Origin of the sequence: Dysgonomonas sp. HGC4, from assembly GCF_001261715.1 — a bacterium.
Classification (GTDB): domain Bacteria; phylum Bacteroidota; class Bacteroidia; order Bacteroidales; family Dysgonomonadaceae; genus Dysgonomonas_A.
Genome location: NZ_CVRU01000014.1, coordinates 1 through 22,649 on the forward strand (window position 1 = coordinate 1; position 22,649 = coordinate 22,649).

General features: G+C 36.0%; 16 protein-coding genes and 1 pseudogene. 7 read left to right on the plus strand and 10 right to left on the minus strand.

Annotated elements, in window-relative coordinates:
- Positions 1-534: pseudogene (locus HGC4_RS18770) on the minus strand (hypothetical protein); the annotation flags it as partial.
- A gap of 498 nt (positions 535-1,032) precedes the next feature.
- Here HGC4_RS18770 and prmA point away from each other — a divergent pair.
- On the plus strand, positions 1,033-1,884 hold the full coding sequence (gene prmA, locus HGC4_RS00910) for a 50S ribosomal protein L11 methyltransferase (RefSeq protein ID WP_050708234.1): 852 nt from the start codon (positions 1,033-1,035) through the stop codon (positions 1,882-1,884).
- Positions 1,885-1,915: 31 nt separating this feature from the next.
- On the opposite strand, the gene HGC4_RS00915 is transcribed toward prmA, so the two are convergent.
- Positions 1,916-2,356 carry a ubiquitin family protein gene (locus tag HGC4_RS00915; RefSeq protein ID WP_050708235.1) on the minus strand — a complete coding sequence of 147 codons (441 nt, stop codon included), beginning with the start codon at positions 2,354-2,356 and terminating at the stop codon, positions 1,916-1,918.
- A 72-nt stretch (positions 2,357-2,428) separates the two neighbouring features.
- On the minus strand, positions 2,429-5,833 hold the full coding sequence (locus HGC4_RS00920) for a type IX secretion system periplasmic lipoprotein PorW/SprE (RefSeq protein ID WP_050708236.1): 3,405 nt from the start codon (positions 5,831-5,833) through the stop codon (positions 2,429-2,431).
- Positions 5,834-6,140: 307 nt separating this feature from the next.
- On the opposite strand from HGC4_RS00920, the gene HGC4_RS00925 reads away from it, so the two are divergent.
- The 6 genes from HGC4_RS00925 (at position 6,141) to dnaG (ending at position 14,171) form a co-directional block, all read left to right on the plus strand.
- A complete protein-coding gene (locus tag HGC4_RS00925) occupies positions 6,141-6,737 on the plus strand; it encodes a porin family protein (protein WP_050708237.1) in 597 nt (198 codons plus the stop codon).
- A gap of 177 nt (positions 6,738-6,914) precedes the next feature.
- Positions 6,915-8,795, plus strand: a complete 1,881-nt coding sequence (locus tag HGC4_RS00930; protein ID WP_082204024.1) for a YgiQ family radical SAM protein — start codon at positions 6,915-6,917, stop codon at positions 8,793-8,795.
- 5 nt (positions 8,796-8,800) lie between these two features.
- A complete protein-coding gene (locus tag HGC4_RS00935; RefSeq protein WP_082204025.1) occupies positions 8,801-9,553 on the plus strand; it encodes a DUF4262 domain-containing protein in 753 nt (250 codons plus the stop codon).
- Positions 9,554-9,767: 214 nt separating this feature from the next.
- Positions 9,768-11,435 (plus strand): nucleoside kinase, encoded by a 1,668-nt coding sequence (locus HGC4_RS00940; protein WP_050708239.1) that lies wholly within the window; start codon positions 9,768-9,770, stop codon positions 11,433-11,435.
- Between the two features lie 170 nt (positions 11,436-11,605).
- The gene (rplS, locus tag HGC4_RS00945) at positions 11,606-11,962 is read left to right on the plus strand and encodes a 50S ribosomal protein L19 (RefSeq protein ID WP_050708240.1); all 357 of its coding nucleotides are present in this window, start codon (positions 11,606-11,608) and stop codon (positions 11,960-11,962) included.
- Between the two features lie 196 nt (positions 11,963-12,158).
- Positions 12,159-14,171: a DNA primase gene (dnaG, locus tag HGC4_RS00950; protein WP_050708241.1), complete on the plus strand. Its 2,013-nt coding sequence runs from the start codon at positions 12,159-12,161 to the stop codon at positions 14,169-14,171.
- Positions 14,172-14,302: 131 nt separating this feature from the next.
- On the opposite strand, the gene lpxA is transcribed toward dnaG, so the two are convergent.
- The 7 genes from lpxA to HGC4_RS00985 form a co-directional block, all read right to left on the minus strand.
- Positions 14,303-15,085: an acyl-ACP--UDP-N-acetylglucosamine O-acyltransferase gene (gene lpxA, locus HGC4_RS00955; RefSeq protein ID WP_050708242.1), complete on the minus strand. Its 783-nt coding sequence runs from the start codon at positions 15,083-15,085 to the stop codon at positions 14,303-14,305.
- 15 nt (positions 15,086-15,100) lie between these two features.
- Positions 15,101-16,486, minus strand: coding sequence for a bifunctional UDP-3-O-[3-hydroxymyristoyl] N-acetylglucosamine deacetylase/3-hydroxyacyl-ACP dehydratase (locus HGC4_RS00960; protein ID WP_050708243.1), 1,386 nt, complete (start codon positions 16,484-16,486; stop codon positions 15,101-15,103).
- A gap of 37 nt (positions 16,487-16,523) precedes the next feature.
- The gene (lpxD, locus tag HGC4_RS00965) at positions 16,524-17,579 is read right to left on the minus strand and encodes a UDP-3-O-(3-hydroxymyristoyl)glucosamine N-acyltransferase (RefSeq protein ID WP_050708244.1); all 1,056 of its coding nucleotides are present in this window, start codon (positions 17,577-17,579) and stop codon (positions 16,524-16,526) included.
- A 120-nt stretch (positions 17,580-17,699) separates the two neighbouring features.
- Positions 17,700-18,707, minus strand: coding sequence for a hypothetical protein (locus HGC4_RS00970; RefSeq protein ID WP_157258052.1), 1,008 nt, complete (start codon positions 18,705-18,707; stop codon positions 17,700-17,702).
- A 118-nt stretch (positions 18,708-18,825) separates the two neighbouring features.
- On the minus strand, positions 18,826-20,097 hold the full coding sequence (purD, locus tag HGC4_RS00975) for a phosphoribosylamine--glycine ligase (RefSeq protein ID WP_050708246.1): 1,272 nt from the start codon (positions 20,095-20,097) through the stop codon (positions 18,826-18,828).
- A 175-nt stretch (positions 20,098-20,272) separates the two neighbouring features.
- On the minus strand, positions 20,273-21,538 hold the full coding sequence (locus tag HGC4_RS00980) for a dicarboxylate/amino acid:cation symporter (protein ID WP_050708247.1): 1,266 nt from the start codon (positions 21,536-21,538) through the stop codon (positions 20,273-20,275).
- Positions 21,539-21,852: 314 nt separating this feature from the next.
- Positions 21,853-22,455 carry a riboflavin synthase gene (locus HGC4_RS00985; RefSeq protein ID WP_050708248.1) on the minus strand — a complete coding sequence of 201 codons (603 nt, stop codon included), beginning with the start codon at positions 22,453-22,455 and terminating at the stop codon, positions 21,853-21,855.
- Between the last annotated feature and the right edge of the window lie 194 nt (positions 22,456-22,649).

Here is a 22,649-nt window from a genome sequence, read left to right on the forward strand (position 1 = left end):
GCCCCACATGCCGCCTCCCCAGCCCATGCCCCAGCCGGGACCCATGCCCCACATGCCCCAGGGACGCATGCCCCAGCCCATGCCCATACCCATGTTCCAGCCCCAGTTATTCCAAGGGTCGTTCCATGGATCATTTCGCCAAGCCAGACTGGTGGTTAGGTTATTTGCATTGTAGTCGTCAAAAGAACCATTCAAGATAAAGACATTGATGTTGTCGTCGCTTGATATTCTTACACTATTGGGATCTTCGTAGCGTAGGTTGAACGGATTGCTATTGTCAAATTCCCAATCATCTATATTGACATTGGTATTTTCATCTATGCCTATCGAAACATCTCCTCTGGTGGAAACATTTACATTAGAATTATTCGCGTTTTCTATATAAACTCGTGTGGGTTGTTGAGTTGTATTAGATTGTGCATTTCTATTTTGTCTTCTTGAAGGAGCCGATCCGTAGATGTCATCCCCCCAATTTTGAGAGAAACCCGCTAATGGCAGCAATGCTGCTAATAATAACAATTTACTCCTTTTCATTATTTTATCTCCTCTCTAATTATATGAATTCGATTCAAATTTTTACTCATTTACTCTTAGACTCGCTAAATTACCAAATGGTTTAATAGACGCTTTAATAAAGTCTATTTTTTTACTTCAAATTATTACAAAGATGCAAAAAATAAAACTCTGTTGCTCGTGATATCCTTAACAAATCTAAAAACGAGACTGGTGTTTATCTAGTCTAAACTCAATCGGATGAAACCTAAACATTTGAACTTTAATGTTTGTTCTAGAAAAATGCCAATCTTTTTGTAAAGAAACGAAAATTTACAAAAAAAAGAGAGCATTATATCTAATAAAACATCTCGAAAAGAACGAAAACTAGAAACTTATTGAAGTAAAAGCTATATTTTTGTTGGAGATAACAAGAATAGTTTAATTCCATGTAGCTCCGTAGTATTAGATAATATCTAGGCAAAGTATTCTTGCTTTATCTGAAGAGAGTATTTATAGTATATAAAAAAAAGTGATAAGATGAATTATATTGAAGCGGTGTTTCTTTGCAACCCTCATAGTGAAATTATAACCGAAGTATTGTCTGCTGAATTGGCTGAGATTGGTTTTGAAAGTTTTGTAGATACCGAGAGGGGCTCTACTGCTTATATTCAAGAGAGTCTTTATAGTAAGGATGCAATAGATGCGGTGCTGGAGAATTTTCCGTTAGAGTCGAAAATAACTTATACAACAAGTTTGATCGAAGGAAAAGACTGGAATGAGGAATGGGAGAAGAATTACTTCAAGCCTCTTATTATAGATGATAAATGTATAATTCAAAGCACATTTCATAACGAGCCGGCTTCGTATGAATATAATATATACATAGATCCTAAAATGGCATTTGGTACAGGGCATCATCAAACTACGGAACTGATGATTCGTGAAATCTTGGATGTGGATTTTACAGGTAAATCGGTTTTGGATATGGGATGTGGAACTGCTATTTTGGGTATTCTGGCTTCAATGAGAGGTGCAGATCCTATTCTTGCAATAGATATTGACGAATGGGCGTATGATAATGCGAAAGAGAACCTAGATCTAAATAAGATTTCTAATATTGATGTTCAAATCGGAGGAGCTGATCTTTTAACAGGAGATAAAACCTTTGATGTTATACTTGCCAATATCAATAGAAATATTCTACTGAATGATATACATGTGTATGCATCTGTATTGAATCCCGAGGGTATATTGTTTATGAGCGGTTTTTATACAGAAGATATACCTGCTCTTACAGAGGAGTGTAATAAACATGGACTAAGCCTTATACATTCTAATAATAAAGATAATTGGGCTAACGTGAAATTTATAAAAAAAGGACTAGTTTAACTAGTCCTTTTTTATTTCTTACGTATTAAGCCTAATAATTTATAAGATAATTAGGATCTATATTTGTATTGGGGTTTGGTGCTTCTTCTACCGAAATAATGCTGTCTACAATGAAACGGGTATAACCTCTCCAAGGTAAGACACCAAAATATTCTTTATAGTGTAATTTTACGTTCTGACCCGTCAGATTCATTAGTCTCTGGGCTAATTCTTTGTTTTCTATTGAGAATTCGAACTCGTTAGATTGTAGCCCGCCTACCGACCCGGTCTTTATTCCGGTCTGTATTAGTTTTCCTTCATATGTTTTGAATATGATTCCCTTGTGCATTACATAATTAAGCTGTCCTGCTTTTACACTACTATCTCCATAGGGTAAGTAGAAGTAAGCAATAACTCCTCCTATTGCCAATATAATAATGACAATAAATATTTTAGCAAATGTTTTTTTCCATGTGCTGGTTGTTGTTCCCATTTTTCTTGTTTCGTTAGTTATTCTTATTGATTAACGTTGGGTGAGTTCTATTTGTTTATTTTACCCAAGAGTTTATTTCTGTTTTTGTTTCTCTTTAGCAAGACGCTCTTTTTCTTTGCGCTCGGCTTCTTGTTTCTTAAGACGCTCATTTCGTTCGCGCTCACGCTCCTTCAATCTTTCTTTTTGAGCTTTTTCTTTTTCTTTTAGCTCTTGCTGACGTTGCTTGCGTGCATCTTCACGTGCTTTTACAGCATTCTTCTGTTCGTTTATTTTTGCATCTATCGCAGCTTTTTCTTCTGCTTGTTTTTGTCTTTCAGCATTTGCGATTGAGTCTATTTGTGCTTGTTCTGCATCTTTTATAGCTTGCTCTTCGGCTTTCGCCTTGGCTTTTCGTTGTTTCTCTAACTCTTTTAGTCGTTTGTTTTCGGCTTTCTGAGCAGCTTTTTCTTCTTTGCTTAGTTTGGGCTTGTTGCTCGAAGAGTTGAATAGATTTTTCAATCCATCCACAGGGTTATTTATTATATCAATCGTTCTGTTGATTACTTCATCTGCAATTTGTATCTGGTCGTCCGATAATACATCGGAAATACCAATTTCTTTATCTTCTTCTTTAGAATCAGCTTTGCTTTCTTTTATAGGTGGAGTTATTGGTCTTGTTGGAATCGTTTCGATCGGTTTCACTTCAGGTTCAGTTTCCTCAATAACAGGAGCAGCAACTTCAGGTAGCGGTTTTTCTTCAGCTTGTGCTGCACTCTTGCTACGTTGTTGATTCCAGTACATGATTAGTTTTACCATTTCTTTGGTGTAATTCTTCTCGAAGAACAAGAAATATTCATTAAGGCTCTTACCGTTCATTAGAGCAACAAAGTTATCAGTTGATATTGGTAGAGGAATAATTGAAGGATCTAGCTCATCCATCAACGATTTCTTGTCGAAGGCTTTGTCTATATAAGATTCTATTTCACCTAGAGAATTGAATCCTTTAACTTGTAGCATTTCTAGTGAATTGGCTTCGGTGAAGCTCAAATCGAATGTCTGATAAATAAAGTTAGAGAAGTTATAGCTGGCTACATCGTATATTAACTGATTCTTATCTATTGTTTGAGATTTGTAGATGAAAAGCAACATATATTCAGCCTCAGGATCGGCAATAAAGTCTACTCCTGCGGTTTCTTCAAGATTTTCTCCTGTTCCAAATCTTATATCCCATATCATACCACGAGCAGGAGACGAATCGGATGATAATACTTTTCCTCCCAAGATACCTTTTAGCATATCCGATGCCAATGGTGTAGCATCTGCTTTTGGATATGTTTCGATTAATTCTCGCAAATGCGTTTTGAATTCCTCGGGGTCATTTGTTTGGGCATATGTAAGAGCATTTAAGAACATAAATTTAGGGATCAATGCCGAAAGTGGATACTTCTCGGTCATTGATTGGAAGTTGGCTCTTACCGTCTTTATATTTCCTGCGAGATATGCCTCGTATGTTTGTTGATATAGGTTGTCTTCTAGTTGATGCATATTTCTCAGATTCCACTCATAGTTAGGATCGGCTAATGCAGCAGCATATGAACTCTTAGGGAATGAATTCAACAGATAACGCCTGTATAGTTCAGTCATTTCTTTATTACCTAATCTAAGATAGATTAAGAATAATTGGTAATATATTTCTTCTCTGTTTGGACCATCAGGAAAACGTGAAAGATTGGTTGTAAAGGCATCTATTGCCAGATTGTAATCTTCTAGTTTATCTTTATATATTTTACCTAAATTAAAATAGGCATTTTCAATGATTTCGTTAGATGCTATTATAGCTTCTGTGGTCATTGGTATTTGTTGAAGATAGAACTCTGGAGAGTAAATATCTTGAACAATTGCTTGATTTTCTGTACCATCTTTTGGCTCTTTGGGAGCATTCGGGTCATCAGGATTTTTCTCCTCTTCCTTTTCCGGAATATTGTCTTCGTCAAAAGTAGTAACACGTTTGTTGCGCCTGCGCCAATTGTCCTCCAGTTTTCTGTTTCCCCATTTGCGCTGAAAGGCTACTTTTCCCTGATTAACTAATTGGGGATTATAGAAATAAAAAGACGAATTATTACCCCCTACTATTGCTGGACCTGAGGGTATATTAGGCGACGTTTGTTCGAATAATGGGGTATTTGGATTTTGAGAGGATGAATTATTTTCTCTGTCAATCCTTTGCAGCTCTCTTTTTTCGTCCTCGTCTTTCTTTCTCAGATCTGCTATTATTTTATTGGCAACTGCCAATTGTTCCTCATACGGCTTTTGTGCAAGATATTGAAGACTATCTTGTAGATGAATAGCCTCTATGTATACTACTAATTCATCTAATACCTCAGATCTAAGATTGACTCTTGGGTACGCTTCGTGCTTTTTGCTTAGAGAAGCTAGAGCTTCTGAGTAGTTGGGTTGAGCCTTCGAATATTTTTGCTGAGCAAAGTAAATATCACCCAAAGCAATCTGGTTGAGAGCTTTGTCGTAGCCATTGCGTATACTTGCTTTTACTGCTTTTTCGTATTCGGCTACAGCTTTGGCAGTATCTTCACTGTTGAGATAGATGTTTCCGATGGCATAATGCACCTGATCTAAATACTCTTTGTTCTTAGGGTCTTTACTCATTTTGTTGAGTAGAGATAGTATTTCTTGTTTATTAGAACTGTTGACAAAAGATGCTTGCTGCATTTTTGCATTGAAGGAAAATAGATAAGGCGTGTTTAGTCCGATTACACTCTCGAATGCCTGATATGCTTTTTCTTGATTTTTGGTATAGGCATATAGTTGTCCGAGCAAATATCGCATGCGGATTCGCTGAAAACCATTGCTTTCGTCTTTTATAGCCTGCTCTAAGAATGGTATTGCCTTTTCATATTCTTTTCTCTTGATTAAGAAATCGGCATATACTTTATTGTATTCTGTGGTTAAATTATCGGGAACGCCTCCTGCTAGTTTTATTTTGTGAAATATATCTTCTGCTTCATAAAACCAGCCCATAGCAGTGTAGGCCTTGGCAATCCATATTCGGGCTTCGGCTACTACATCATTGTTTCCTTTATATAATCGTGTTACATACAGTAATGTAGATACAGCTTGTAGATAATCTTCATTCTGAAATTCGGCTTTTCCTAGTAGCAACCATGCATTCTTAAGGAAAGGGTTAAACTCCTGTTGTTTTAACCATGCTTGATACTCCTGATTTTTTCTTTTGGCAGGATCACGCTCAGGCTTGGTTCGGATCGAATGGATTTTTATTGCTTTAGTAGTTTTATCTACTGTTATATTAAAGCTTCCTCCCGTATTCTTTTTCAGCTCTTCATCTATGGGAGGGCTGGGATATATAGCTATGATTTGAGAAAGATTGTCTTGGTATCCGGCTTGCTTTGCCTTTAAAGTTTCTTTATAGGCTTCGTTGGCATTAAAATAAATATTATACTTTGTGTTTATAGCATGGTACATACGAGTTTTTGATGTATTCTTTTTAGAAGAACACCCCAACATTGTCAGAATAATGACAGACCCTATAATTAATTTATACCTAAACACGCTGATCTAAAAGTTTGTAAGTACCCTATAGTTATTTTTATACGCCAAATTGATTAATACAAAAGTAGCAGAATTATTGATCATTGAAATTTTTGTATTTAATAAAAGTGAAAGTGCCTATTGTCAGAACTAAGAAAATGTAATATACTTGCAGCCGCAATTATAAGAAATAGATATTTTATAATTGCTTTTAAAGATTTTAATAAACAACTAACTATTTATGAAAAAAGGTTTTTTCGTGTTTGTTTGTCTAAGTGTATTTGCATTATCAGCTCATTCTCAACTTCGTTTTGGTGCAAAAGGAGGAGTAAATCTTTCGGGAGTATCTATCTCGGGTAATGATGGTGTAAATCAATTTGTTGATAAAAATGTAACAGGTTTTCAACTTGGAGCATCTTTGGAATGGATGATTAAGGGAAGATATGGTCTTGAAGGTGGACTTTTATACTCGGAAAGAGGAATGAAATTCAGAGGAGGTGACAGAAATAAAAATGGCTATATAGATATACCTGTCAATGTGAGAGTGAAATTTCCTGTTTCGAAAACAGTTACACCTTTTGTGAATGCAGGACCTTATATTAGTTTCAAAGTATCAGGTGATGATAAGTTTTCTGCGATTTCGAATGATGTAGATGATCAATGGAAAGCACAAAGCTTTGGAGCCGGACTGAATTTTGGCGGAGGTGTAGAGTTTTTCAAATTCTTACAAATTGGTGTTAATTATGGCTTAGCCATGACAGACAATTATAAAGAAAGTGATGGAAACTACAAGGTAAAAGACAGAACTTGGTCTGCTACTGCTGCAGTTTATTTCTAAGACACTTTTAGGCTGATTGTTGTTTTACTATCAGCCTTTTTAGATATAAATAATGAAAAGCTTCTATTTTAGAAGCTTTTTTTATTGGAGTTTTGTAAGCTGCCTAGTAGTTCTACTATATTTATTAACTACCTAGTTTTCTGCAAATAGAGTAAAAAGGTGTATTTTTGTACCCAAATGAAAGAATACAGATTGACAGATTGGTTGCCGACAACCAAAAAAGAAGTAGAATTGAGAGGATGGGAGGAGTTAGATGTTATTCTCTTCTCGGGTGATGCCTATGTGGATCATCCTGCTTTTGGTGCTGCTGTTATCGGCCGAATATTAGAAAGTGAGGGGTTAAAAGTTGCTATAGTACCGCAGCCTAATTGGCGTGACGATTTACGTGATTTCAAGAAACTAGGAAAACCTCGTTTGTTTTTTGGTGTTACGGCTGGTGCTATGGATTCAATGATAAATCATTATACAGCAAATAAACGTTTACGTTCGGATGATGCATATACCCCTGATAGTAAATCGGGTATGCGCCCAGATAGACCATCAATTGTTTATACAAATATCCTAAAAGAATTATATCCTGATGTGCCTGTTGTTCTTGGAGGAATAGAGGCTTCGTTGCGTAGAGTAACCCATTATGATTATTGGGACGATGTGCTTCGTAAATCGATATTGTTTGATGCCAAAGCCGATGTTTTGGTGTATGGTATGGGAGAACAACCTCTTCGAGAAATAGTAAAGCGATTGAGAGAGGGACAATCAATTCCCGATTTGAAGGATATTAGACAGACGGTTTATTTGACGAATGCTTATAATGAAGAAGATAAAGATACTGTTCTTTTTCCTCACGAAGATTGCTTGAAGGATAAATTGAAGCAGGCAAAGAACTTTAAAGTTGTAGAAGAGCAATCGAATATGATGAATGCTTCTCGGATAATACAACAATGCGGAAATGAATATGTGATTATCAATCAACCCTATCCTCCGATGAAGGAGAACGAGATTGATGCATCTTTTGATTTGCCTTATACCCGATTGCCACATCCTAAATACAAAGAGAAGACTATCCCTGCGTTCGAGATGATCAAGTTCTCGGTAAATATGCACCGTGGATGTTTTGGCGGATGTGCTTTCTGTACAATATCTGCCCATCAAGGTAAGTTTGTAGCTTCTCGATCTAAGAACTCGATACTTAAAGAAGTAAAGCAGATTACCGAGATGCCCGATTTTAAGGGATATCTAAGTGACCTGGGAGGACCTTCAGCAAATATGTATGCCATGCGCGGTAAAGATGAGTCAATTTGTGGTAAATGCAAACGCCCGTCATGTATTCATCCTAAGATATGCAAGAATCTGAATGTAGATCACTCTGCGTTATTGGATATATATAAATCGGTAGATGCACTCCCAAAAATCAAGAAATCGTTTGTTGGAAGTGGCGTTAGATATGATATGCTTCTTCACCGTTCGGATGATGATAAACTGAATAAAGTCTCTGAAGAGTATGCTCATGAACTCATTAAGAATCACGTTTCAGGACGTCTTAAAGTAGCACCCGAACATACTTCTGATACCGTTCTCAATTTTATGCGCAAACCAAGTTTCAGTCAGTTTTATGCTTTTAAGAAGATATTTGATAAAGTGAATGACGATTATGGCATGAAACAGCAGATGATTCCTTATTTCATATCGTCGCATCCCGGATGTACCGAAATCGAAATGGCGGAATTAGCTGTAACCACAAAGCCTCTGGGTTTCAATCTGGAACAAGTACAGGACTTTACCCCTTCGCCCATGACTTTGGCTACTGAGATATATTATACAGGTTATCATCCTTATACTCTTGAAAAAGTATTTACTCCAAAAACTAAGGATGAGAAGTTGGCTCAACGGCAATTTTTCTTCTGGTATAACAACGATTACAAACCTCAGATCATAAAATCGTTAAAGGGGATGAAGAGAGAGGATTTACTCAATAAGTTATATCCTGCAGGAATAGGGGGCAATACGGTTAATAAGACAAAAAGTTATAATCCTAATTTCAGTAAACGAAGAAAATAATTCAGATGATGAGCGATGAACATCAAGAACATGATGCCCTTGCAAAGCAAACTATATTGAACAATATCGAAGAATTTGGTTGTCACATTGCTTTGATTGAATCTGATAATTATCTTCCTGCTTTTGCATATACTATCGGATTATACGAGAAATATAATCACCCTGAGATTATTTGTTTTGGTCTATCCATTGACTTATTGGGCTTTTTACTGAATCATGCAAAATCTTTAGTTAAGCAAGGGCATATCTTAAAACCAAACTTGTCTTATAAAGGTTTTCTTAAAGGGTATGATATTCAGTTTCTCGAAGTTGATAAAGCCTTCTATCCTGACTATTTGGGTTATGCGAGCTGGTTTTACGATTATGGAGTTGATTTTCCTGTATTACAATTGATTTGGCCTGATAAACAGAGTAAATATCCGTGGAATGATGATTTTGAACCTAAATGTAGTAGGCTTCAGCCATTGTTAGATAGGAATGTAGATTTTAAGTTTCAGGAAAAACGTAACTTGGGAGTATATACAACTAGGCAAGTTCTGGAAGGTGAGCCAATATTATATGTTTATCATAATGAGGATGGAGATTGGCAATTTCATAGCTCCGAAGAACCTAATAGTAATGATGCTAAATTGGTTTGTCTCGAAGAAATTACAAAAATAGATCCATCTGTAAATGAAATATACTTCTTGCAATATGGCTGGAAAGCATGGCGTAATACATTTGACGATGAGTGGATATCTGAGGAGGACGTAGACTGAAGGGTATCTTGTAGATATCAATAGATTCAGTAGTAGAAATCTTATTTTGCAGAGGAAAGGAACACTTATTATGAAGGATAAATTATAATTGTTAACTTTACTTTTATTAATTGAGAGAAAGTATCTAAAGATATATCTTAGAGCTATCTATAGCTATTAATATTTAGTACCTGAATGGATAACAAATAGGTCTGAGACCTTAAAATGAAAATATATGAATCAAATTTTTCAAGTATTCTGCAAGAATGACAATCAACATCATTATTTGCCTTTAGGTATTACTTTAGCAGAGGCTCAGAAATTGTTGAAAATAGAAAAGCCTTATCTGATAGTTAATTGTAAGGTTAATAATAAGACAGAATCACTAGATTACAGGTTGTATCAACCTAAGCATATCGAGTTTGTTGATATTAGTGAGTCTTCGGGAATGAGAACGTATGTGCGTTCGTTGTGCTTTATATTAGCAAAAGCCATCTCGGAAGTCTTTCCTAATGCCAGAATGCGAATTGAACATCCTATCTCTAAAGGATATTATGGACGAGTAGATGGCAAAGACAAGCTTACTGAAAAGGATATCAATAAGATAAAGGCTGTAATGGATGAGCTCATTAAAGAGGATATTCCGTTTGTGGCATTAGAAGATGAGAAAGACAAAGTTGTAGAACTTTTCAGAGAACGCGGGTTTGAAGATAAAGCAGCATTGCTGGAAGCATCAGATTCGGTTTATTCGAAATACTACCGCTTAGGAGATTATTTTGATTATTTCTATGGGTATTTAGTTCCTTCGAGTGGATATATAAACTTGTACGATATTGAACCATACCTTAATGGGTTTTTGTTACGTGTTCCCAATAGAAATAACCCTATCGAATTAGAACCTCGTATCGAGCAACCTAAGATGCAACAAGTTTATTCAGAACATTTAAGGTTCTTGAATATACTCGGGTTGGAAAACGTATCTGACCTAAATAAGGCGAATAAGAACGGAAATATGTCGGATGTGGTGAAAGTTGCCGAGGCTCTTCAGGAGAGATCTATTGGTGATATTGCTGAGAAAATTGCCGGTCGTTTTAAGAAAGGAGTTCGCATTGTGATGGTTTCGGGTCCTTCTTCATCAGGAAAAACGACTTTTAGGAAACGCCTTGAAGTACAATTGATGGTCAACCTTATAAAACCTGTCGGTATTTCGTTGGATGACTATTTTGTAAATCGTGCAGATACTCCAAAGGATGAGAATGGAGATTATGACTATGAATCGTTGTATGCTCTCGATTTGGAGCAATTCAATGATGATATGTCGCGTCTGTTGAAAGGAGAGAAAGTATCTTTGCCAACCTATAATTTTACAACAGGGCAACGCGAATATAATGGACATGAGCTACAAATAGACGAACATAATGTTATTATTATAGAAGGTATTCATGGATTGAATCCTGAACTTACTAAACAAATAGATGATAGTAAGAAGTTTTTGATATATGTTTCGGCTCTAACCACCATATCATTAGATGATCATAACTGGATATCTACTACCGACAATCGTTTAATCAGACGATTGGTGAGAGATTTTAATTACCGAAACTATTCGGCTATTGATACCATCTCAAGATGGGATAGTGTAAGACGTGGTGAAGAAAAATGGATTTTCCCTTATCAGGAAAATGCGGATGTAATGTTCAATTCTGCAATTATGTATGAGTTGGCTGCATTGCGTAAATATGCCGAACCTATTCTTATTCAGGTTCCTAAAACGGCTGCTGAGTTTTCAGAAGCAAGTCGTTTGCTTAAGTTTTTGAGTTATTTCAGCTATATAAATGATTCGGAGATGCCTCCTACATCGTTGCTGAGAGAATTTATGGGCGGAAGTAGTTTCAAGTATTAAGATCGTAAATTGATAATATCGGCAATTAAGTAAATGAATTTGCTTAAAAATGCATGGGTACTTGTCAGTTACGATAATTGTTTATATTTTTGCATCCGCTTTGCGCAATCTCTGACGAGACAAACTCGTGAATATTGCGTATTGTTTTACAATATAAAGCTATAATAGTCATGGATTTAATGAAGATTGCACAAGATGCATTTGCTACAGGTAAAGAACATCCTCAATTTAAAAGTGGAGATACTGTAACTATAGCATATCGTATCAAAGAGGGTAACAAAGAGCGTGTACAACAGTATCGTGGTGTTGTTATCAAAATTGGTGGACACGGCACTAAAAAACGCTTTACTGTGCGTAAAATGTCAGATAATATTGGAGTAGAACGTATCTTTCCTCTAGAGTCTCCATTTATCGACAGTATCACTGTAAACAAAGTTGGTAAAGTTCGTAGAGCGAAACTATATTACCTACGTGCTCTTACAGGTAAAAAAGCAAGAATTAAAGAAAAGAGAGTGGCTCGCGCTTAATCTTTTCCCACTTCATAAAAAAGCACTTCAAGCAATTGAGGTGCTTTTTTATTTTCATGTCGTACAGCAGACCTACGTGTCTGCTCTGTTGGATGAGCACATAGGTTGGTCCCTACAGTAATCTATGAAAAAGGTCTGAGCCCTTAACTTTATTATTGAAGTTTATTGTGTAACTTCGTTCCTTGGAGGAAAAAAGATGATAGATCAACTTACGATAGATAGGATAATGGAAGCTGCACGCATTGAAGATGTTGTTGCAGAATTTGTTACGCTTAAGAAAAAAGGAATAAATTTTGTCGGATTGTGCCCGTTTCACTCCGATAAAACACCTTCTTTTTATGTTTCTCCCTCCAAAAATATATGTAAATGTTTTGCGTGTGGAGAGGGAGGAAGTGCCGTGCATTTTATAATGAAGCACGAGCAACTTTCGTATTACGAAGCTCTTCGTTATCTGGCAAAAAAGTATAACATCGAGATACAGGAGAAAGAACTAACAGAAGAGCAAAAAAATGCTTATAATGAACGGGAGAGTCTCTTCATCCTAAACGAGTATGCACGCACTTATTTTGTAAATACACTTCATCAGCATAGTGAAGGAAAAACTGTTGGATTAAGTTATTTCAGAGAACGAGGATTCAGAGACGATATTATTAAGAAATTTCAACTAGGATATAGTCTTGAGCAAAGAGATGCTTTAACTCAAGATGCCTTAAAGAATGGTTTTAATAAAGATTATCTGGTAAGAACGGGATTGACTATCGAAGGCGATAACTATGTAGTTGATCGCTTTCGTGGTCGCGTTATGTTCCCTGTACATACACTTTCGGGAAAAGTGGTTGCCTTTGGAGGACGTATTCTCAAAAAGGCAGAGAACACAGGTAAATACGTAAATTCGCCCGAAAGTGATATTTATCACAAGAGTGATCAGTTATATGGGATCTATTTTGCCAAACAAGCTATCTCGAAAGCTGATTGTTGTTTTCTTGTAGAAGGTTACACGGATGTTATTTCGATGCATCAGGCGGGTATAGAGAATGTTGTTTCGTCTTCGGGCACAGCTTTGACTATTGGGCAGATAAAACTCATACATCGTTTTACAACGAATATAACCGTTATTTATGATGGTGATGCAGCTGGTATAAAAGCAGCTCTAAGAGGTATTGACTTATTGTTGGAGGATGGGATGAATATAAAGGTGGTTCTTCTACCGAATGGTGAAGACCCTGACTCCTTCTCTCAAAAGCAAAATGCAGAATCGTTTACTTCCTATATCAGGCAGCATGAAGTAGACTTTATTCGTTTCAAAACACAACTTTTATTGGATGATGCGGGAGAAGATCCTATAAAAAGAGCTTCGCTAATATCTGATATTGTAAATAGTATTTCCATTATTCCCGATGGAATTATTCGCTCCGTATATACACGCGATTGTAGTGTGTTATTAGGTGTCGATGAGAGGGTTTTAATTGATGAAATCAATAAAAAACGATTGGCTTATCTTGAGAAAGAAGGGCAAAAACAACCTCAGTTTCAATCGCAACAAAATAGTTTTCAGCCTAATCCAGATGATTTTCCTCCATTAAATATTCCAGAGGAATTTCAACCGCAAATAGTAGCAAATTCTCCATTCGATAAATTTGAATTGGCTATTCTATATTATGTTGTCCGATTCGGTACTCTGCAAATGATTCAGAGAGAGTTGGAAGAAGGAGAAGAGGCTCACGAGAATATAACAGTATTAGAATATATTAAGTTTGATTTAGAACGAGATGGTCTGTGGTTTCAAAATACATTGTATAAAGAAATTCTGGAAGAAGCTATTAATATGATGGAAGATCAGACCTTTGTTCCTGCCCGTTACTTCTTGGCTCATCCTAAGCAAGAAATAAGCCGTTTAACGGCCAATCTGTTAGAAGATAGATACGAGTTAAGTAAAGTGCATACAAAGCAGTATGGTGACGTTAAAAAGGAGGAAACTCCTATGGCTGAGGAAAAACATTTAGAGACGTCAGTCCCTCGAGTTCTTACAGAGTTGAAAGATGCTTTTATCACCCATCAAATGAGAACGATCAAGGAGAAAATGAAGCATGCGCAGAAAGCAGGTGATTTTGATGGTTCTGTGGTACTCATGCAGCAATTAAAAGAACTTGATGGCATAAAGAAGACTTTAGCAAAGGTGTTAGGCGAGAGAGTTATATTAAGATATTAAGGACTGTCTCTTTTAATGGTTGTAGGATACAAAGGATATATGTATTCTTTTAAATGATAAGTAGATATATAATAAGCCCTCGGAAATATTATTTCCGAGGGCTTATTTATTCTGAGAATTAAATGTCTTTTTTATAGATAGCCTCTAACAATACCTCGTGGTGAGTTTTTGATGAACTCTACGATTAATTGAGATTCGGCTGTCTTTTCTAATTCCTGCTCAATTTTAGCAGTCGCATCAGAGAAGTTGTATCCCGATTGATAAATCAGGCGATAGATCTCTTGAATCTGATTGATTTGCTCATTAGTAAAACCTCTACGGCGTAATCCTACAAGATTAATACCTGCATAAGCGACAGGGTCGCGACCTGCAATTATGTAGGGAGGAATATCCTTTCCTAATCGTGTTCCGCCTTGTATCATTACATGTTTCCCAATACGAGTGAATTGATGTACTAAAACACCTCCGCTTAATATTGCAAAATCATCTATTTCAACTTCTCCAGCAAGCTGGGTTGCGTTTCCTATTATGATATTGTTTTGTAGAACACAATCGTGTGCAACATGACTATAAGCCATAAGTAAACAGTTGTTTCCTACAATAGTTTTTCCTTTTGAGTCGGTTCCTCTGCTTATTGTAACGCATTCTCTCACTGTTGTATTGTTGCCAATAACAGCAATAGAATCTTCACCGTGAAATTTTAAATCTTGAGGTATTCCTGATACCACTGCACCGGGATAAATTGTACAATTTTCGCCGATACGAGCTCCAGATCTGATGTTTGCATTCGACATAATATATGTGCCGTCCCCAATCACCGTATTGTCATCAATATAAGCAAATGGCTCTATGGTTACATTTTTGCCTATTTGGGCATTTGGGTGTATGAATGCATTAGACGAGATATTTGACATGGATCAAATTTTAAATTATTTATTTTTTACGATTTGGGCAGTAAATTCAGCTTCTGAAACTACTTTTTCCCCAACAAAAGCATAACCCTTCATGTTTGCAATACCTCGTCTGATTTCAGATGTAAAGTCTAATCTGAAAATCAGGGTGTCACCAGGTACTACCTTTTGACGGAATTTTACGTTATCTATTTTTAGAAAATAAGTTGAATATCTTTCAGGCTCATCTACTCTAGCCAGAACTAATACACCTCCAATTTGTGCCATTGCTTCAATTTGCAATACTCCGGGCATTACAGGCTCCTGAGGAAAGTGTCCTTGAAAGAAGGGTTCATTGGTTGTTATATTTTTTACACCCACTATATGTTGCTGTCCTATTTCGATGATTTTATCAACCATTAAAAATGGATATCGGTGGGGTAGTAGTTCCTTTATTTTGTTGATGTCAAGAACTGGCTCTTTAGTTACATCATAAACCGGAGGTTGTACATCGTTTAGCTTGATCTGTTTACGGATAGCACGTGCCATCTGGTTGTTGATCCTATGACCTGGGCGTGTTGCAATCACACGTCCTTTAATTGGCTTGCCAATCAGAGCCATATCACCAATAATATCTAATAATTTATGACGAGCAGGTTCGTTTGGCGATTGGATTGGTTTATTGTTGATGTATCCCAATTCAGAAGCATCTTTATGTGCTACTCCAAGTAGATCGCCTAGCTTATCTAAAGCCTCTTGTGATATCTGGCGTTCGTATATTACGATGGCATTATCCAGATCACCACCTTTAATAAGACCGGCTTCTAGTAATTGTTGAATATCTCTTACAAAAACAAAAGTTCTAGCACTTGCTATTTCTTTCTCAAAATCATTCATATCATCAAGAGATGCCGATTGATTAGGTATGTATGTTGATTCGAATTCAATAAACGAATTAATGCAGAAATTTTCATCAGGAAGCAGAATTAGCTTAGAACCAGTTTCCTCATCACAAATTTCCATTTTTCTGCGAACGATATAAAAATCGCGATCGGCTTCTTGTTCTACCAATCCTACTTTTTTAATCGCCTGAACATATTGTATAGCACTTCCGTCAAGAATTGGAAATTCAGGAGCATCTACTTCTATTAGGCAATTATCAACGTTCAAAGCATACAAAGCAGACATTGCATGTTCTACAGTGCTTACTTGAACTCCGCCTTTTATAAGAACAGTACCTCTCTGTGTTCCTCCTACATTTTCGGCAAGAGCATCTATTACAGGTTCGCCTTCAAGATCTATTCTTTTGATCTTGTATCCGTGATTTTCCGGAGCAGGATTAAATTTAATAGTAATAGGTAACCCTGTGTGTAATCCTTTTCCCTGTAAAGAAAAACTCTCTTTTAGTGTTTTTTGTTTCTCCATTTTAATTCCTCATATATAACATCTTAGAGGATGCTTTTTATTTAGATTGTTTATTTTGTTCGTCTTTTAATTGTTGTATTTCTTTTTCTAATTGAGCTAACTGACGATACATGTCAGGAAGTTTAGGAAATACAATGCTCGATCTGAAAAAGTCTTTCACTGGAATAGCAGGTGATCCAAGTATTTGAGCATTTTCTTTGATATTGCTTATAATACCTGCTTGTGCACCAATGTTGGCATTGTTGCCGATGGTTATATGTCCTCCCAGACCTACTTGTCCACCAATCATACAATGCTCTCCAACTTTAGTAGAGCCCGATATGCCTACCTGAGCAGCCATAACTGTATTAGCTCCCACTTCGACGTTGTGAGCTACCTGAATAAGATTGTCAAGTTTCACTCCGTGACGAATAATGGTTGCATCCATCACAGCTCTGTCTATGGTTGTATTTGCACCTATCTCAACATCGTCTTCAATGATAACGATGCCCATTTGTGGTATTTTTTTATATATGTCTCCTTCGGGTGCAAAACCAAATCCATCGGATCCGATTACTGCTCCTGAATGAATGATACAATTATTCCCTATTTTACATCCCGGATATATTTTTACTCCCGGATATAGTATTGTGTTTTCACCTATTGTGCAACCTTCTCCTATATATACTTGAGGGTGTACAAGTGTGTTGTCACCTATAGTTGCCTTTTCACCAATATATGCAAAAGCTCCTACATATACATCACTACCCAGTTTTACACTATCAGCAATAAAGCTCATAGGTTCGATACCTTTCTTTTTGGGCTTCGATTTCTCGACCATATCCAAAAGCATTGCCAAACCTGCGTATGCATTAAATACCCTGATAAGAGTAGCCTTTACGGGTTTCTCAGCAACAAAGTCATTGTTAACTAAAACGATACTTGCGTCAGTTGAATATATATAATTGGTGTATTTCGGATTGGCCAAAAATGATAATGAGCCAGGTTTTCCTTCTTCTATTTTAGAAAAATTACTAACTTGAATATTGGGGTCGCCTTCGATTGTTCCCTTCAGAAAATCAGCAATTTGTTGAGCCGTGAATGAAAGTTGCATAAATGGGTCGAATATTTCGATAAAAATTGTTTTAAACTGCGAAATAAGGAATAATTTTCCAATAATGATGTTTTTTTGCTCAGAAAATACGAGTCAATGCACTAATATACTCTTTATTACTTATTTCAGCAAATTGAGAAAGCAGCATGAAAAGTATACTAATATCAAAATATAGAAGGTGATAACCTTCCATTTCTGCTCCACTAACGTGAAAAAATGAGCCAGCAAGATTGAAATACTACATGAGAGCATATATAAATTGAGTGTCGGATCGTAGATAATAAAGAAAAATGTAAGAATCGAGAATAAAGAGGCTAGGTGTAAAAATTGAATATTAGCCCTGATTCTTATTTTGTCTCGAAAAGAATTGGTTTGATAATCTAGAGATATAATGATCAGAAGAATTAAAGCTATTGCAGTTAATAAACTTTCCCCTGAAAATGATGTGCTTTCCAGCGCATTATTCAATATTGGGTATAAATGTTCGAAAGGGTTTAAAAATCCTGCAACATTATTTTGCCAAAAGAAAAAGGCAAAGGATAGCCAATATATTGTTGTTATACCTAATAATGAAATAATAAATGTTTTGAAATTAAAAATACGCATCATTCTGAAGCCCATCAAGAATAAAGGCAAATACATCAATACATAGAAAGAGAAAAGACTGCTTATGCCTAATATAAATCCGATAGCATAGGCATTTCTAGCTTCTGTTTTATCTTGATAAGAACTGAAAAGTATGTCTATGCATATAAGAAATGCAAGTGCTGAGACATAATAATGAGTCATGTATATAAATACGGGATGGGAACTGAAAATAAGGCTACCAAATACATATAAAAGGTAGGTCCGATTTCTGATTAACCCATGTTTCGCATTTAATTGTGATGCATAGAATGATATGGCGAATACAAAAAATGTGCTGATTATAAAGGAAATGGATTTGTTGGATAGGAGTAACGACGAAATTCCATCCCAAAGATAACCTGCTCCAATACTATCATTACTAGTAATGTCCTTTGAAAAGTAAAAGATAACAAACCGTATAAGGAGTGTTAATAGTATTGAAAATAAAACTAGGTTTTTATTCTCAACGATGCTTTTTTTATATTGTCTTATTGCATCCATTAATGATAGGGATCTGATTTTACTTTCTGAGGTTCAATACCTTTTTATACTTGGCAATTATTGAAAGTAACAGTTATTTCTCCCTGTCTTTTTTAGTTAGAAATAACTGTTGAATTTTTTATTGTAGGTCGAAACCTATATCTTTTCTGTAATATTTACCTTCAAAATCAATCTTATCAGCATTTGTAAATGACTTGCTTAGAGCTTCGTCTTTACTGTTTCCGTATGAACTGATGGCAATTACGCGTCCTCCGTTTGTTACTATTGAATTGTTTGCATTAGTAGTTCCTGCATGAAAAACAATACTGTCCTCAATAGATGCTAATCCTGAAATAGCTTTTCCTTTTTCATAATCTCCTGGATAACCTCCTGAAACAACCATAACTGTTGTTGCATAGCGACTATCTATTTCAAGATTTTTAGAGTCTAGCGTTTCTTTAGCAACACCTTCAAGCAAGTCTACAAAGTCCGATTGTATGCGTAGCATTACTACCTCCGTTTCTGGATCTCCCATTCTTACATTGTATTCAATAACCATAGGTTCGCCTTGTACTTCGATCAAGCCGATAAATATGAATCCTTTGTATATAATGTTGTCGCTTTGTAATCCTTTTACTGTAGGTATTATTATACGTTCTTCAACCTTTTTCATAAAGGTTGCGTCAGCAAAAGAAACAGGCGATACAGCTCCCATACCTCCGGTATTAGGACCGGTGTCTCCTTCTCCTATTCTTTTATAATCTTTAGCTACAGGTAGTATCTTATATGATTTTCCATCAGTGAGCACAAATACAGAGCATTCGATACCTGAAAGGAATTCTTCAATAACAACAGTATTACTTGCTGCGCCAAACATTCCTCCCAACATGGCTTTTAGTTCAGCTTTAGCTTCCTCTAAATTATTGATGATAAGAACACCTTTGCCTGCTGCTAGTCCGTCGGCCTTAAGTACATAAGGTGCTTTTAGTTCTTCGAGGAAAGTATAAGCGTCATTTAAGTTTTCAGCGGTGAAGCTTTTGTAGCGAGCTGTTGGTATATTGTGGCGCATCATAAAGCGTTTAGCAAAATCTTTGCTGCCTTCAAGCTCTGCACCAAGTTTAGATGGTCCTATAACAGGAATATGTTTGATATCTTGATCGTTGATGAAAAAATCGTAGATTCCTTTTACCAATGGATCTTCGGGACCCACTATTACCATATCAATCTTTTTGTCAATAACTTCGGCTTTCACAGAGGTAAAATCAGTCGGCGAAATATTCAAGGTTTCGGCAATTTGTCCAATACCTGCATTTCCGGGGGCAACATATAGTTTGTCGATTTTAGGACTTTGCAATATTTTCCAAGCCAAAGCATGTTCGCGTCCTCCGCTTCCCAATAATAGAATATTCATAAAAGATATGGTTTTAAAATGGTAGATCTATTTCTTGTTCTTTCTTTTAATTAAGTGTCGTATATAAAATACTATGCTTATAATAATGAGTTGGCAAAGGTAGCAATCTTAATTATTATCTGCATATAGGTAAAGGTTAGAAAACTGTAATAATATTGTTAGCTATTGAATAGTTTTAGGAGCTTTGAGGATCCAATCCTTTTTCCCATTTGCTGACTACGGTTGTGGCAAGACCGTTTCCTAATACATTTGTCATACTGCGAGCCATATCGCAAAAGTGATCAATAGGTATAAGAAGTGCTACACCTTCGGGTGGGATGCCAAACATTGCACATGTTGCTACAATAATTATTAAAGATGCTCGTGGAACTCCGGCTATACCTTTGCTTGTAAGCATCAAAACGAGAAGCATTATTATCTGAGTTGATAAGTCCATCTCAACTCCATATAATTGTGCTATAAATATACTGGCAAAAGTCATATACATCATGCTTCCATCCAAATTGAATGAATATCCTAAGGGTAGGATAAACGATACTATCTTAGGATTGCATCCAAATTTTTCCAGTTCATCAATCAGTTTCGGGAATACAGCCTCGCTACTTGTTGTTGAAAAAGCGATAAGTAAAGGACTCTTGATTGCTTTGATTAAAGCAAATACTCTTTTGCCTAAAATGAGGTAACCTATCAATATCAATACAATCCATAGTGATATCATTCCGATAACGAAAGCTAGTAGGAAGTGGGCGTATAATTTAAATATGGATAATCCATGAGAGCTTACGGCAGCAGTAATAGTTCCGAATACTGCAATCGGGGCGATCCACATAATGTAGCCTACTATTTTTAGGATAACGTGAGATATTATGTCAAGAACTTTGGTTACGGGTGCACCTTTTTCACCGAAAGAAGCTAGTGCCACTCCGAATATAACGGCGAATACCAAAATTTGAAGTATTTCGTTGTGTGCTAAAGCTTCAAATAAACTCTTTGGTATAAAGTGATTTACGAACTCTGCCAAAGTCAATTTCTGGCTATTTGCTATAAGATCAGTAGCATTTGCTGTATTGCTAAGATCAAGAGTCGCTGTGTCTCCCGGTCTTAATATATTTATCCACACCAAGCCGATGGTAAGAGATATAAGTGAAGCAGATATAAACCAAAGCATGGCTTTTCCGCCTACACGACCTACCATTTTCATGTCTCCCATCTTCGAAATGCCGACAATAATTGTACAGAAAACTAAAGGAGCAACAATCATCTGTATCAGACGTATGAATATAGTACCAAGTAGTTTGATGTTTTCCGAAACTAAAACGATAGTTTTTAAAGAACAGAAACTATGTACGCATTGTCCTACTATTACGCCTAGAGTCAGTGCTATTATTATATAATAAAATAGAAGATTGTTGTTTGATTTACTTTCTGATGATATCGCCATGCTTGATTATTGGGTGTTTGTTTTGCTGTGAATTTATCGTAAAAGTATAAAAAATGTTTTATTATCTCTAGTTTTAGTTGTTTGTGGAGTGATTTTTTTAAGAATACGCGATATTTTGATGTTTTTCCAAAGAAAAAAAGGACTGTCTTGAAGACGAGTCCTTTCTTTCCTTTTAAGCCACGATTTATTCTGTGATAAATTTGGCTATAATTCTATTTTTCAGTAATCCTACTTGAGAGGAACTGGCTGTTGTTTATGCTTGATCTGTTAAGCTTGAATCTTAATTCTTGACTTTCTGTAGGTGTTGATAACCATTATTTTATAGCTGCTATCCTGCTGATATATTTTCCTATAATGTCAAACTCTAAATTTACGATACTTCCAACCTCAAATTGGTGAAAATTTGTGTGCTCGTATGTATAGGGAATAATTGCTACTTGAAATGAATTGTCAGTGGTATTGAAAACTGTAAGGCTTACGCCGTTTACTGTAGCAGATCCTTTGTCTACTGTTAAGTAACCCTTTTTAGCCATTTCCTTATCGTAATCATACTCGAATGTGAAATACCAACTTCCATCAGCTTCTTCTATTTTAGTGCAGCGTGCAGTCTGATCAACATGACCTTGTACGATGTGTCCATCCAGTCTGCCATTCATAAGCATACTTCTTTCGAGGTTTACTTTATCATTTATTTTGAGAAGACCTAGGTTTGATCTCTCTAACGTTTCTTTAATTGCAGTTACGGTGTATGTGTCTTCGGTAAGATCTACAACTGTAAGACACACCCCATTGTGAGCTATACTTTGGTCAATCTTCAATTCTTTGACAAAAGAGCAGCGAACTGTTAAATGGAGATTCTCGCTTTCTTTACGCACAGCTACTACTTTTGCAGCTTCTTCTACTATTCCTGAAAACATATAAATACTGATTAAGTAATTGATTTATTATACTCTTACAAAAGTAGGAAATAAAATAAATATAGGAGAATTAAATAAATATTATTAAGATTAGTATTTACTAATAGAATGAATAACTGTGATTTTGGGCGCGAATGCTCAGTCGAAAGGTAGATTGTGTGACTTTGGGATCACTTTCGAAATTAGTAATAATG